Consider the following 14,047-nt stretch of genomic DNA (forward strand, 5'->3'; position numbering starts at 1 on the left):
GATATCTCTCACATCAGAGGTCTACAGCGAAATTCGGTTCGCTAATTTGCGAACCTGCTTCGTTCTTACCCAGCTCCCAGCAGCACGCCACCTTACAACGAACCTACTTCGCTTTTTAGCGAAACTAACTTCGCTCTTATCAAGCTCCCCAGCAGCAAACCGCCCTACAACGAACCTGCTTCGCTTTTTAGCGAAGGTAACTTCGCTCTTCGATAGTACTTTGTGTAGCGTAGCGAGCTGCAGCGAAGCTAGCTTCGCTATCCGTGAACCTTGGTTCTCCAACAGCGAAAATCAGTTCGCTATTGGGCCGATATCTCTCACATCTGAGGTCTACAGCGAAATTAGGTTCGCTAATTTGCGAACCTGCTTCGCTCCCCCCAATCATCCAGCAGCCAGCCTCCCAAACAGCTAAGCTGGTTGACTCTAACCCCCTGCACAGCACAAAAAAGCACTAAGAGGAGGGAATAACCCTCCTCTTGCGCCCAATATAATGTTACTTTTACCTTCTCTGCCCCCTGCTACTTTCATTCAATAACCATCCGTCTAGCACGGATGCGGAGGCTTGCCCCTATTGCCTAAACCTGCCACTCCACAATCCGGTCGCACAACCGGTGCAGCAGCGGCCGCTCGTGGCTGATGACGAGCAGGCCAAGCTGGCGCTGCCTCGCGATTTCCAGCACGGCGCTCCAGATTTGCGCCTGCGTCAGCGCATCGAGCATCGTCGTCATCTCATCGGCGATCAGCATCTTTGTGCCGCCGCCCAGCGCCCTCGCAATGCAGAAGCGCTGCAACTCGCCGCCGGACAGCTCGCCGGGCCGCCGGCCGAGCCATTCGTCGGCGATGCCCAGCGCCTCCAGCAGCCCGGGCTCCGGCAGCCCGCCTTCCTCTACAATCCGCTGCATGCGCCAGCGCGGATTGACGGCCCGCTCAGGATGCTGAAACACCATCTGCACTGGGCTATAGCCTTTAACAACCAACGGCACGCCGCCAAGCAGCACCTCACCTTCCTCGGGAATCGCGCAGCCCGCAAGCAGCTTGGCAAAGGTCGTCTTGCCGCAGCCGCTTGGCCCTGCAATCCCGACGATTTCTCCAGCTGCGACCGATAGGCTCCGATCGCGGAATATCCAATCTCCGCGACGGCTGTACCGGTACCCCAGCCCTTTCCCCTCAAGAAGCATGGAAGCACCTCACCGCCCCGTCCCGCAACGGCATAAACTCCGGCCGCTGCGACCCGCAGTCTTCTGAGGCATGGCTGCAGCGCGGAGCAAACAGGCAGCCGGGCGGCAGCTTGTCCGGATGAGGCTGCGAGCCGCCAAGCGGCTTGAAGCCATTGCCCGGCAGCGCCTGCCACAGCGCCTTCGTATACGGATGCCGCAGCCTTTCCCCATCTCCTGCAAAATCAGCAGCTGCCGCGTTCTCCATTACGGTCCCTGCATAAAGCACAACAATCCGATCCGCAAAGCTCAATGCAAGCTGGATATCATGCGTAATGAACAGTACGGCGCAGCCCGCGTCCGCCAGCTCGCGGAACTGCCGCGCCGTCTCGCGCGCTGCCTCCTCATTCAAACCCGGCGTTGGCTCATCCGCCACAATCAGCTTGGCGCCGCTAATCATTGCCGTCGACGCCAATACGCGTCTCGCCATGCCTCCAGACAGCTCATGCGGATACAGCCGCGCCGTCTCCTCCGCCAGACCATTACGGGCAAACACCTGCCTTTGCAGCTGTTCTCCCCCCTTACCGCCTGCCGATGCAGCATGACGCACCTGCTTCCCGACCCGCATTAACGGGTCCAAATACGTGACAGATTGCGGCACGATCGCAATCTCCTTGCCGCGCAACGCCGCCACTCTTACTGCATCAAGGGGCGCGCCATCGTAGCGGATGCTTCCGCTATAATGAGCATTGTAGGGCAGCAAGCCCATGATCGCATGGGCAAGCAAGCTTTTGCCAGAGCCGCTAGAGCCGACTACCGCTACCACTTGCCCGGCATCGACAGCCAGCTCCAGCCCGTGAATGACCTCCATCGTCCTCTGCCTGAACAGACCGGCCTGCCTCCGAAAAGCTACCGTCAGACCTTCTACTTCCAACAACGCCATCCATGCCGCCTCCCCTGCCTAGTCATGCAATCCTCTAGCGTCCACAAGCCGCTTCATCAGCTCGCCAAACGTACCGAAGGCCCGTACCGTAAATAACAGGCACAGTCCCGGGAAAAAAGCGAGCCACCACATGCCGGTCGATAAATAGCGCATCGATTCCGACAAAATAATGCCGATTGCAGGCTGATGCGGCGACAGCCCCAGCCCGATAAACGTAATTGCCGCCTCATGCAGAATTGCATGAGGGAACAGCAGCAGCATGCCGACAAGGAGCTGCGGAACCAAATGCGGCGCCATGTGATGCATCGCAATCCAGAGACGAGATTTGCCCAGTCTTTGTGACACCAGCACAAATTCGGCGCTGCGCAGCTGCATCACTTCTGCCCGGATAACCCGGGCAAGGCTGGGCCAATGCGTACAGGCAATGCCGATCACAATGCCCTTCAAACCGCCGCCGCACACGAAGGCGATAAGAATCAAGGTGACCAGATGAGGCACGCTGAGAAACAGATCGATTAGCCAGCTTAAGAAACGGTCGACCGCTCTTCCCATTGTCGCAGCAAGCAGACCGACGACAGCCGCAATCACGCTGCTCGAAATCGCCCCGAGAAAACCGACGGCCATGCTCAGGCCAAGACCTTTGACCGTGCGGGTGAACATATCGCGGCCCAGCCAATCCGTACCAAAGAGATGCTCCAGTGAAGGCGCTAAGTTCCGGCTGCCCAGATGCGTAGACAACGCTTCGCTGCCAAGAAAAAGTCCTCCAGCTGCAGCAAACGCCAAATACAAAACCGCAATGCCTCCCGCCCATAGCGCACGGCGGCCGCTGAACGATCCCTGCTTCAATACCGGTACCGGCTTCATCTAAAGCGACCCCCGTTCTTTCATTCTCGGATCGACAGTCCGGTACAGGATATCGGCAATCGCATTGCCTGCAAATACGAACATAGCTGTAAACAGAACGATGCCAAGCAGCAGCGGAACATCGCCGCGCAATCCGGCTTCGACCGTAGCCTGTCCGAGTCCCGGGTAGGAGAAAACCTGCTCCGCCAGCACCGCACCGCCAAATAGCTCGCCAAACGACGTGAATTGCAGCGTCAGTGCGGGAAGCGCTATGTTGCGTAAGCCATGTCTGACAAACAGCATAAAGCCCTTTTCCCCGCGCGCTTTGGCAAACCACACATAATCGCTGTCCAAGACGTCGATTAGCTTTTGCCGCGTATGCAGCGCGATGCTGGAGATTCCTACGATGCTTAACGTCAATGCAGGCAAAATCATATGACGAAGCCGGTCTAACCACGACACATCCTCCGCAAGCTTGCCTGCAGGCACACCTAGCGCAACTGGAAACCAGCCAAGCCACACTGCAAAAACGATAAGCAGCAGCAGTCCCATCCAGAAGGTTGGCGTTGAGGCCAGCGCATAGCAGTACCATTTAATAATCCGGTCAAGCCAGCGGTCCTTGTTCATTGCGGCGAGTACGCCTGCCGTAAATCCGATAACGCCAGACAGCAGCCAGGATACCGCCATTAGCGACAAAGAACTGACAAAGCGTTCGCCAATTACCTCTATGACCGGCTGCCGATAAATCATGGAGACCCCCAAGTCGCCATGGAGTAAAGCGGAGCCCCATCTGATGAACTGTTCCAAGGGCGGATCGTTCAGCCCCCAGTAGCTGGCGATAAGCTCACGCTGCTCATGGCTGACGACGAGCATGTCTGCCCCGATATAAGCTTGAACCGGATCTACAGGAGAATTGCTGACTAAGACAAAAGATACGATGCTAATCGCGGCCAGCAAAGAAGCAAGCCGCAATGCCTTCCACAACAGTGCCTTTGTTACCTGCAGAAAAGTGTAATGGCTCCGGCCCCCTGCTTTACTCATTTACCCAGCGCCATTGCTCAATATTGTCGGTAACCGGCCAGCCGTGTCCGTGCGGATGAATCTTTTGCGTGCCGATATCGAGCCCGTCTTTGACTAGATACAGATGATCAATATTGACGAGCCACGCCCATGGCGCATCGCCTTGTACGCTTGTGCCTGTCTTGCCGTCCCACTGTGATTTTTTCCAGTAGTCCATCGCATCCTTTTCCTTCGTCGCCCGAAGCGCCTTGTCCATCCACTCATCGACAGCCGCGTTGCTGTAATAGCCGGAGTTGTTGTAATCAACGCCGCGGAATTTGCTGCTGTACAGATTGTACATTTCAATCGGGTCTTGGCTGCCGAAGCCGTACATAACCGCATTCGAGTACATCAGCTTGCCGATATCATCCCAGCTCTTGCCGGCTGCATCGATCTGAATCCCCGCCGCCTTCGCCATATCCGCCGCTGCAAGAGCCAGCGATTGGCGTGTCATGTCGCCGGCCGGATACAGCAGCGAGAATTGCGCTTTAACGCCATTCTTTTCCACGATGCCGTCCCCGTCCGTATCCTTCCAGCCGCCGTCCTCCAGCAGCTTTGCCGCTTTTGCAAGGTCTCCGTCCTGGAAGACGGTATCGGGATTCCACCATGGAAGCCCGTCATTGACTGTGAACGCCGGAGTGCCATGCCCTTCGAGAATGCCGTCTACCAGCGCTTGGCGGTCAATCGCATAATTAAGCGCTTGGCGAATCGCGAGATCCGAAGTTACGGCATTGCCGATGGGATAGCCTTGATCCGTCTTTTCCCCTGGCTTAACGTAAGGAAGCATAATGCCGCGGTTATCAACCGATTTCGCAGCTTCAACACGCATTCCCTTCACCTCTTGCTTGCTGAATGCCGAAGGAATGTAAGCCACATCAAGCTGTCCGGATTTAGCAGCAGCAAATGCCGCATCCTCGCTCAAAAACAAAAATGTCATCTTTTTGAAAAAGGGCTTGTCCCCGTAATAAAGATCATTATAGGCCACAATAACCTGCTGGCCGCGATCCCACTGCACAAGCTTGTATGGGCCGGAGCCGATCGGATGCGATGCATAGTCATCGCTGTAAGCATGCTCAGGAACGATGCCAAGCGTCGTTAGCAGAGTAATGAAGGTTGACTGCGGTTCCTTAAGCGAAAAAACGATCTCGTCATCGCTTTTGACCGTAATAGCCGCTATGTTCGTTACGTCGATAGTCGAGCCTTTGCTCCCTGCTGTCTCAAACGTAAATTTCACATCCGAGGCGGTCAGCGGCTTTCCGTCAGAAAACTTCACGTCATCGCGAAGCTGAACAGTCCATTGCTTGCCGTCTTCAGACAGCGAATACTTCTTGGCCAAATCATTGGCAATGCTCATATCGCTATTTCGCTTCAGCAGCGTGCTCTGAAACATCGGAGAGCCGTACCTTCCCCATCCGGTTGTAGGATCAAAGCCCCCTTCCGGCTCCGAGCCTACGGCCAGAAGCAATTCATCCTTAGATTCCGCTGCTGGCGCAGACTTCCGGTCAGGCTTCGCCGCACTGGAGCATCCCGCTAAAATAACCAATAACGCCGATAATGCCAATAAAATGGTTGTCCTTTGCCAGTATCGCTTCTTGTTCATCCTGCTCTCTCTCCCCTTCTTATAAAAGCCCGTTTCTATAAATCTAGTTTCCGCCTGCTTGCTATCGTGCCACGTTTTAACAAAATTGTAACACAGAAAATTGAAACGAACATCCCTTTTCCCAATAAAAATGCTTACAAAGTTAGAAAACCTAACGTCAATCTAATATATTGGTAGTATCATTATTTTAGTTGGTTTATAATGGAAAACGAGGTTTCAACTCGGAGGGAACGACATGTCTACTAAAAAACAAGCTGTTCTTATGTTAGGTTTATTCCTGTTATTGCTCACTGGCTGTACAGCCAAAGTAGAAGAGGAGACGCTTTCCGACCCTTATACCCCCTATGAACTGCCCATTATCAATAAGCCGAATGAAGATTTATTGGTCGTACCGCTGCTAAGTGACGGTATGCTCAGGGATGCCGAACAATATTATGCAGGCTCGCAGCTTGTCATTGAGCCAAAATATGAGGGACATACCTACCGAAGAGGAGACGTTGTTTATTTTAAAACACCCGATAAAAACAATGGATCTGATATTGCCAGAATAATAGGACTGCCTGGTGAAATCGTCCGTATCCAGCAAAGCCAGATCTACATCAACGGCATGAGACTCGATGCCTTTTATGGTCAGGAATCCTTTGCGCTGCAAGGGGCTAAATCTCCCGATCCGGTTAATATGGAGCTGACGCTGCCTGAGGAGCATTATTTTCTGCTAGGCGACCTATGGTGGAAAAGCTTCAATAGCAGCATCGTTCAAGGACCCGTACCTGAATCCGCCATTCAAGGCCAGGTTGTCGCATGGACGGGGCGAAACCAAGTAAGGACGGTCCATCCCCAACGATAATGAATCAGCTATAGCACGTATATGCAAATAAAAAAAGACTCCTTAACAAGCCGTTACTCGGCCATTCAAGGAGCCTTCCTCCATTACCGGTGCCTGTGCCCCGGATGATGATCATGTTCTTCCCCGGCATGCTCTTCTTCTGCGAACGTTACAGACAGCTCCGCATAGGTTACACCCTTTTGCACCTGAATTTGCTGATGCAATTGGCGAAGCTTGGCAAGCTGCCCCCGGACCGCAATGATCTCAAGGCACTGGTTATGATTCAAATGCACATGCATATTCGAAATGATATCGCGGTGATAATCATGCTGAATCTCCATCAGCAGCAGCGGCAGCTCTCTCGCATGATGGTCATAGACCATTACGATTGTGCCTGCGACCAGCTGCTCCGGCTTCAAACGGGACGGCTCCAGCAGCGCTTTGCGCGCCAGATCCCGTATCGCCTCCGAGCGATTCGAATAGCCCTGCTCCTCGACATATTCATCAAACTGCTCGATCAGAGGTGCCGGAAAGGATACCCCGAACCTCATCAATTCTTCTTTATCCGCCATTTTGGACAACCACCCAGTCTAACCGTATAATTTGTCCAAAGTTTACCACAGTTCTACCGGTTCATCCAGCCGCCGTCCACGCATAACACGTGACCCGCCATATAATCCGATGCTTGCGAAGCTAGAAAAATCGCCGGCCCCATCAAATCCTCTGCCGTTCCCCAGCGTGCTGCCGGAATGCGGTCGAGAATCTGCCTGCTGCGCACAGGATCGTCACGAAGCGCCTCTGTATTGTCGGTGCTCATATAGCCGGGAGCAATCGCATTCACCTGAACCCCCTTCGACGCCCACTCATTGCCCAGCGCCTTCGTCAAGCCAGCAACCGCATGCTTGCTCGCCGTGTAGCCCGGAACGTTGATGCCGCCTTGGAAGCTTAACATCGAGGCGATATTGATGATTTTGCCCGAGCCTTGACGGATCATATGGTTGCCCGCTAGCTGACATAGTACAAATACAGAATTTAAGTTCACGTCCAGTACATCCTGCCAATCCTCAAAACGATGCTCGGCTGCCGGTGTACGGCGGATAATGCCAGCATTGTTAACGAGTATATCCAGACGTCCTAGTCCTTCTAAGGTCTGCTCAATGATTCCCGGCAGCAGGCTGCGGTCCGATACATCCGCTTGAATCGTAATCGCTTTACGGCCAAGCGCCTCGATCTCGGCTTGGACAGTCTTAGCCGGCGTGCTGTTCGTCACAAGCGCAATATCAGCGCCAGCTTTGGCTAAACCGACAGCTATCGCCGTACCAAGACCCCGGCCTGCGCCGGTTACAATTGCCGTTTTTCCAGTCAGATCAAAAAAACTCATTTTCCCCGTTCCTCCTACGCCTTCATAATCCGGATGCCCCGCTTCTCATACCTCCGTACGATTTCATCATCAATGGCGTCGTCAGTTATAATGCAATGAACCGCATCCAGCTCCGCGTAAGTAATGAGCGCGCCCCGGTCGAATTTGCTATGATCGGCTACGCAATAAATTTGCTTGGCGCATTCCATATAGACTTGCTTCAGCTTGGTCAGCTCTTCGGTAAAAATCGTCAAGCCGTATTCCATATGAATGCCTGTTGTCGATAAAAACAGCTTGTGTACGTTAAGCCGCTTAATCCACTCATGCCACTCATTGCCGATCAGCAGGTTATGATGGCGATAGCCGCCCGGCACGACGAGCCGGACCTGATCCTTCGCCGTCAGCTCGCGGATAATGAGCAGATCATTGGTCAGCACTGTAATCGGCATGTTTTTCAGACGCTTCGCAATTTCAAGCGTCGTACTCCCCGCATCCAGTGCAATAATGTCGTCCGGCTCGATGACAGAAATCGCAAGCTCGGCGATCGCCGCTTTCTCCTTCTGATGCTTGCTGTTCGGAATTTGCAGCGGCAGCAGGCTGTCTTCGCCATCCTGGGCCATGACAGCTCCGCCGTGAATCCGTTTGAGTAGCCCTTTCTCCTCCAGCTTCTCCAGGTCTTCACGCACCGTTTTCTCCGTAACTCCAAACGACTCGCTTAACTCAGAAACCTTGACGCTGCCTTTCTCCTCCAGCTGCTTGACGATATGTCGGTGACGTTCTGCCGCAAGCATGTTATTTCAACTCGTCCATTTTTACGACGTCCATATCGGTAAAGGTATAGTTCTCGCCGGCCATTGACCAGCAGAACGTATAGTTGCTCGTGCCCGCCCCGGAGTGAATTGACCATGGCGGAGAAAGAATCGCTTGCTCGTTAGCCACAACCAGATGTCTCGTCTCTGAAGGCTCGCCCATCATATGGAATACCCGGGCGTCTGCATTCAGGTCGAAATACAGATAGGCCTCCATCCGGCGGTCATGCAGATGAGACGGCATCGTATTCCAGATGCTTCCTGTCTTCAAGCTGGTTACGCCAAGCATCAGCTGGCAGCTTTGAATGCCGTCCGCATGGATATACTTGTAAAGCACCCGTTCATTAGACGTCTCAAGCGAGCCGAGATGTGTCGGATTTGCCTGCTCCACCGTCATTTTCCGCGTCTCCAGCTCTTTATGGGCAGGAGTGGAGCAGAAGTACAGCTTTGCAGGATTGGCGCTGTCCTTGCTGGCGAGCAGCACCTCGCGCTTGCCCTTGCCGACATATAATACATCCAGACGGTCCAGCTCATAGATTTCACCGTCTACCGAGATAACCGCCGTGCCTTGACCAATATTCAGGAAACCGACTTCACGCCGCTCCAGAAAATAGTCGGTTTTCAGCGTGTCGGGATCCGCCAGCTCCAGCTTCTCTTGAATCGGGAAAGCGCCGCCTACGACCATCCGGTCATAATGGCTGTATGTCATCGAAATTTGATCGGGAATGAACAAGCCCTCGATCAAAAAATCTTTTCTCAATCGTTCTGTTGTGTATGTTTTGAAATCGGTCGGGTTCGTTGCGTGACGTACTTCCATCATTAATTCCTCCTCGTTTGTATAGGGATGTTCGAAAATGTTCGTTTTTATAATATCACACATTTACGAACTTAAACAGTCGTTTGTTTCTTTTCTTGCAACCTTTCAAAAATCGTTCACGTCTGAGGGGTGTCAAGCTACATGACATACATTCTCGGTAAATACGGAAGGAGCTGCTAGTATGACACATAAGAAAAAACTAATCGTATTGTTGACCGCCGCCGGCTTGCTTGGCACATCTGCTGTAGTTGGAGCTGCTGGAATGGTAGAGAAAGTAACGGGTATTTTGCATAAGGACGTGAAAGTAGTCGTCAATGGAGAAAACACCTCCCTGACCCCCGTCTACATTAACGGACAAGCGTATGTTCCGGTGCGCGGCGCGGCTGCTGAGCTGGGATACACCCTCCATTATGATGCGAAAAACAAAGAAATCGAGCTGAATGGCAAAGGCCAGGAAGAGGCTGACTATATGCGCGGTACCGGCGTTATCGTCAATGTGGCGGAGGACAAAGGGCAATATCGGATTGAGCTGCTGGGCAAAGGCTCCAACTCCTGGGTTATTCTGTTCGCTGACGCGAAAACGGTCATTAAGGATCAAGCCGGCAAAGCCGTAGCGGCTAAAGATTTGAAAGCCGGCCAGCAAATTAACGTGGAGTATGGCCCCGTTATGACGATGAGCTTCCCTGGCCAGTCGCATGCTGCCAAAATTACAGTTGAAGCGAGCCGTGCTGTGAAGGAAGACGTCATTCAATCGGTTAAACATACCGAGGATGGCTGGCAAATTCAATTCGGCGAGACAAAAGACGGCAAAGCCGTTCCGACGCTGACACTGAATGCCGGCAAAGAGACCAGCGTTCTGACGCCTCAGGGTGAGTCGGTGAAATGGGAGGATCTGAAAGCAGGCACGAAGGTACGCGCCTACTACGGCCCGTTCGAGACGAAGAGCATCCCGCCGCAAAGCCCGCTGTTCTATCTAGTCGTGCTGTCGGACGTTCAGGCTCCTGGTAAAATGACGCCTGAAGCGGCGCAGCAATACCGTGATTTGGCTTGGGAGAAGGTATCCGACCAAGCTAAACACATTAAGACCAAAAAAGATGAAGCAGTCGTTGAAATCGTCTCTGCACAGCACTCCGGCGTTATGGCTTCCAGCGACGAGCAGAAGAAACTGCTTGCCGAAATTAAAGCTGCGAACGGCAATCTCGTAACGGTCACTTACATTACCGACCAGGACGAATTGCTTGGGCCGTTGACTGCCGTATTCGATTTCAATACGAAAGCGTTCATTGGCTTTAATATCCGCAAGTAAATCTTCTATATAATAGAAGGTGAAGTAAGTACGTAAAAAGGCTGCCGGGTCGCTTCATGCGATTCCGGCAGCCTTTTTATGCTATGCATGTGATCTGGCGCGGCCGCGCTAGACCAGCGTTTTAACCAGATACAACAGCAGGTCATCGTCTACTCTGACATTAGTTCCGGGCCTCACTGCCTCATTAGCATACATAATGCCGTTACCATCCAGAACGTAGCCGCGTTGCGTGTACATCATTTGAGCGTTCCCGTAGTCCTTGTATAAGCCCACGCCCAGGCCAATCTTATCGCCAGTCTTGGCGGCCACAGCCTCCAGCTCGTCAAATATGGCATTAGCGATCCCTCTGCGTCTGTACGCCGGAAATACATTCAAATCATTTATTTCGGGAATTCCGTTACACTTAAAATCAGGATAGGCGGAGCTGTACAACAAATGACAGCATCCAGCCATTTCCTTACCGTAATAAGCGATAAGCGTGACTCGTATGCCCTCCCGGTTTTCAGCCAAACATTTCTCGTAATAATCACTAGAGCTATGCCACGGGTATATCACTGAAAAGGTTGCATCCAGGGCAGTTGCTTCCTCTTGAGAGGATAGCCGTTTCAGCGTAATTTGCTCTTCCATTCTTGTTCTCCCCCTGTGAAGCTTCTGTATAGATTAGATGCTATGGATGTGGTGCCGCGTTACGGAATCTGATAATAGAGAAATCTTCCAAAGTAGAAGACAATACCGCATCCCGGAGCGGATGCAGGTTAGGCGTAACTCGCAGTTCAACGCCTGAAGCCGTTATTTTATGAAGCAGATCGTCAATCGGTTCGACAGCCTGAGGCTCAACGGCGTTCTTGGAAATATAATAGCCGGCAATTTCATCAAAGCATTCAAATCCAACCGGGTCAAAAGCATACTGATAAAGCCTCGTCTCATTAATCCTCTCGTACCAGCCGCTTTCTATAGCAATAATGACCTTTGCAGCCGTAAAGGAGAAAAAACGCTCCCGGTCCCCGTCGCTCACCGCGTCTGATAAGGCGTATATGACACGAGGACACTCTCTCGGAAACAAATAGTTAACGAGATGCGCCTCATCCAGCGCCCATACGACCGGGGACATTCCAGGATATGCGGCAGGCGGTCTGGGACTAAACCGTGTAATATCCGACTCTTCGCTAATATGATAAAGCAATTGCTAACCTCCCTTAAATGGATGACATTCCCTCTTTTTCCGTATACATCATCATACAATAACGTTCTTGTTGTGGCTATAAAAACGGCTAGAGAAGATGGTTCTTTCTTCACATCGCGAGCATCTAATCCGTTTATGATCCAGGCTGAACCTATTTTTGCGTAACTCCATAATTGATGGTTGTATTTTTATACTATTAAGTGTATATTTATTCAATAATCAATATGCGATGGGGGTTTGATGAGGATGACAAAAGCTGTACAATCGCAAACGGCCGGCCTGTTGGCTGCAGCGGAGCAATCGGTGCTGTTTACGGCAAAGCGTCCGGCTGTCGTCATGGAACGCGGCGAGGGCATGCATTTATGGGATACGGAAGGCAAGTCGTATTTGGATTTTATCGGGGGCTGGGCCGTTACGTCGCTTGGTCATTCGCCTGCTGTTTTGCAGGAAGCACTCCTGAAGCAGTCTGGAGAGCTCGTTCATGCGAGTCCCGGCTATTACAATAAGCCGATGATTGAATTTTCACAGCTGTTGACCCGCATTTCCGGCTTTGATAAAGTTTTTTTCGCGAGCAGCGGCTCCGAAGCTAACGAAAGCGCGGTAAAACTGGCGCGCAAGCATGGCGCTCTTCACTTGGGCGGTGCGTATGAGATCATTACATTAACGAACAGCTTTCACGGCAGAACGCTGGCTATGATGTCAGCGACGGGCAAAGCCCAATGGGATACGCTTTACGAGCCGAAGGTTCCCGGCTTTATCCACGTGCCTATTAATGACTTTGACGCTTGCTTCGCGGCAATCAGCAGCAAAACCTGCGCGATCATGCTGGAGCTTGTACAGGGCGAGGGCGGCGTGAATGCGGTAGACCCCGCTTATTTACAGGCGATTCGCAAAGCCTGTGACGTTTACGGCATTATGCTAATTGTTGACGAGATCCAGACAGGACTGGGCAGAACCGGCAAACTGTTTGCGTTCCAGCATTATGATATCCAGCCGGATGTGTTAACGCTTGGCAAAGGAATCGGCGGAGGCTACCCGCTGTCCGCGATGTTGACGACGAATAAATTCAATCTGTTCGAGCAAGGTGATCAAGGCGGAACCTACTCTGGAGCGCCGCTAGGGATGGCTATTGGTCACGCCGTCGTTCAGGAAATCGTACGCCTTGGGCTCGCAGAACAAGCCGCTACAGTCGGCAGCTACGCAATCAGCAAGCTGCAAGAACTTGCACGCGCCTATCCGCTCTCCAATATTCGCGGCAAAGGACTGCTGCTCGCCTTTGATGTTCCGGAAGGCTCTGGCCAGCCGCTCGTTGCCCAAAGTATGGAGGAGGGGCTGCTGATTAATGCGCCAAGGCCTTCTACCATCCGCTTAATGCCCCCTTTGATTGCAACAAAATCCGATGTGGATGAGATGATTCGCTTACTCCAGCAGGCGCTGGCACGCCTCAGTCTTGCTGCTTCCTAACGTTATTGAATTTCATCTCCCCCAGCAGCCCCTCCTCGTGAATGGGCAGCCGGGGGAGATTTGTTCTGTTCCAGAACAGCGGAGAACCGTTTGTCGTTTGTCGTTTGTCGTTTGTCGTTTGTCGTTTGTCGTTTGTCGTTTGCCGCTTGCCTTCGGCTTTTCGCCAAGAGACAAAGAATGCTATAATTTTCAGAAAGGATGACAGAGCGGAAGGCAGGCGTTACTTACGATGCAAACAAAATTAGAGCTTATCGTTCGCCCCACCGAAATTGATGTGAACGGCCATGTGAACAATGCGAAATACTTGGAGTATCTGGAGTGGGGCCGGGAGGAATGGTATGAGGCCGGCAACCTGCACTACGACATATTAAAGGGGCTAGGCGTACAGACCGTTACAGTGAATATCAATATTAGCTATCGGCATGAATGCGTGCAGGGAGACCGCCTGACGGTAACGACCGAGCCGAAAACCGTCGGACGAAGCAGCTTCGTTCTGGAGCAGCGAATCTACAACGAGGCAGCCGTGCTTTGCGCAGAAGCGCTCGTCACAAGCGTCGCGATGGATCCCCAAACGAGAAAAAGCCGTCCCGTGCCTGACGAGCTTAGAAGGCTTTTCGAAGCTTAGCTTTAAACGGCTCAGAGACTTAGTTACATTGGATGCATACAAAAAAAGCGTGCTGACG

Annotated in this window: 15 protein-coding genes; 4 read left to right on the top strand and 11 right to left on the bottom strand. The window is 52.5% G+C overall.

What is annotated here, in order from left to right; translation table 11 throughout:
- Positions 1-575: 575 nt before the first annotated feature.
- The 5 genes from ACFVVF_RS11050 to ACFVVF_RS11070 are packed head-to-tail and all read right to left on the bottom strand — an operon-like array spanning position 576 to position 5,599.
- Positions 576-1,178: an ABC transporter ATP-binding protein gene (locus ACFVVF_RS11050; RefSeq protein WP_387808363.1), complete on the bottom strand. Its 603-nt coding sequence runs from the start codon at positions 1,176-1,178 to the stop codon at positions 576-578.
- On the bottom strand, positions 1,168-2,097 hold the full coding sequence (locus ACFVVF_RS11055; protein WP_387808366.1) for an oligopeptide/dipeptide ABC transporter ATP-binding protein: 930 nt from the start codon (positions 2,095-2,097) through the stop codon (positions 1,168-1,170). The genes ACFVVF_RS11050 and ACFVVF_RS11055 overlap by 11 nt, the downstream gene beginning before the upstream one ends.
- 18 nt (positions 2,098-2,115) lie before the next feature.
- Positions 2,116-2,961 carry an ABC transporter permease gene (locus ACFVVF_RS11060; protein WP_387808369.1) on the bottom strand — a complete coding sequence of 282 codons (846 nt, stop codon included), beginning with the start codon at positions 2,959-2,961 and terminating at the stop codon, positions 2,116-2,118.
- Positions 2,962-3,981: an ABC transporter permease gene (locus ACFVVF_RS11065; RefSeq protein WP_387808372.1), complete on the bottom strand. Its 1,020-nt coding sequence runs from the start codon at positions 3,979-3,981 to the stop codon at positions 2,962-2,964. It lies immediately after the preceding gene.
- Positions 3,974-5,599 carry an ABC transporter substrate-binding protein gene (locus tag ACFVVF_RS11070; RefSeq protein ID WP_387808374.1) on the bottom strand — a complete coding sequence of 542 codons (1,626 nt, stop codon included), beginning with the start codon at positions 5,597-5,599 and terminating at the stop codon, positions 3,974-3,976. Before ACFVVF_RS11070 ends, ACFVVF_RS11065 begins: the two co-directional genes overlap by 8 nt.
- A gap of 235 nt (positions 5,600-5,834) precedes the next feature.
- Between ACFVVF_RS11070 and lepB the strand changes: the two genes are divergently transcribed.
- A complete protein-coding gene (gene lepB, locus ACFVVF_RS11075) occupies positions 5,835-6,446 on the top strand; it encodes a signal peptidase I (RefSeq protein ID WP_387808377.1) in 612 nt (203 codons plus the stop codon).
- 83 nt (positions 6,447-6,529) lie between these two features.
- On the opposite strand, the gene nikR is transcribed toward lepB, so the two are convergent.
- From nikR to kduI, 4 genes are read right to left on the bottom strand one after another with little or no spacing between them, the layout of a single operon-like run.
- Positions 6,530-6,997 (bottom strand): nickel-responsive transcriptional regulator NikR, encoded by a 468-nt coding sequence (gene nikR / locus ACFVVF_RS11080; RefSeq protein ID WP_387808380.1) that lies wholly within the window; start codon positions 6,995-6,997, stop codon positions 6,530-6,532.
- Positions 6,998-7,050: 53 nt separating this feature from the next.
- Entirely contained in the window at positions 7,051-7,806 is a 756-nt protein-coding gene (gene kduD, locus ACFVVF_RS11085; RefSeq protein ID WP_387808383.1) for a 2-dehydro-3-deoxy-D-gluconate 5-dehydrogenase KduD, read from the bottom strand.
- A 14-nt stretch (positions 7,807-7,820) separates the two neighbouring features.
- Positions 7,821-8,576, bottom strand: coding sequence for a DeoR/GlpR family DNA-binding transcription regulator (locus tag ACFVVF_RS11090; RefSeq protein ID WP_387808386.1), 756 nt, complete (start codon positions 8,574-8,576; stop codon positions 7,821-7,823).
- A 1-nt stretch (position 8,577) separates the two neighbouring features.
- Positions 8,578-9,411 (bottom strand): 5-dehydro-4-deoxy-D-glucuronate isomerase, encoded by an 834-nt coding sequence (gene kduI, locus ACFVVF_RS11095; RefSeq protein ID WP_387809030.1) that lies wholly within the window; start codon positions 9,409-9,411, stop codon positions 8,578-8,580.
- A 181-nt stretch (positions 9,412-9,592) separates the two neighbouring features.
- Here kduI and ACFVVF_RS11100 point away from each other — a divergent pair, with 181 nt between their 5' ends.
- Entirely contained in the window at positions 9,593-10,717 is a 1,125-nt protein-coding gene (locus ACFVVF_RS11100; RefSeq protein WP_387808389.1) for a stalk domain-containing protein, read from the top strand.
- Positions 10,718-10,825: 108 nt separating this feature from the next.
- Here the strand turns inward: ACFVVF_RS11100 and ACFVVF_RS11105 are convergent, their stop codons facing one another.
- Both ACFVVF_RS11105 and ACFVVF_RS11110 read right to left on the bottom strand, forming a co-directional pair.
- Positions 10,826-11,344 carry a GNAT family N-acetyltransferase gene (locus ACFVVF_RS11105; RefSeq protein ID WP_387808392.1) on the bottom strand — a complete coding sequence of 173 codons (519 nt, stop codon included), beginning with the start codon at positions 11,342-11,344 and terminating at the stop codon, positions 10,826-10,828.
- A gap of 40 nt (positions 11,345-11,384) precedes the next feature.
- Positions 11,385-11,900, bottom strand: a complete 516-nt coding sequence (locus ACFVVF_RS11110; protein ID WP_387808395.1) for a DUF6886 family protein — start codon at positions 11,898-11,900, stop codon at positions 11,385-11,387.
- A gap of 246 nt (positions 11,901-12,146) precedes the next feature.
- Here ACFVVF_RS11110 and ACFVVF_RS11115 point away from each other — a divergent pair, with 246 nt between their 5' ends.
- Complete coding sequence (locus ACFVVF_RS11115) at positions 12,147-13,364, top strand: aspartate aminotransferase family protein (protein ID WP_387808398.1); 1,218 nt, start codon at positions 12,147-12,149, stop codon at positions 13,362-13,364.
- A 229-nt stretch (positions 13,365-13,593) separates the two neighbouring features.
- Positions 13,594-13,989 carry an acyl-CoA thioesterase gene (locus tag ACFVVF_RS11120; RefSeq protein WP_387808401.1) on the top strand — a complete coding sequence of 132 codons (396 nt, stop codon included), beginning with the start codon at positions 13,594-13,596 and terminating at the stop codon, positions 13,987-13,989.
- Positions 13,990-14,047: the final 58 nt, after the last annotated feature.

It is taken from the genome of Paenibacillus sp. NPDC058174 (assembly GCF_042883865.1).
GTDB lineage: Bacteria > Bacillota > Bacilli > Paenibacillales > Paenibacillaceae > Pristimantibacillus.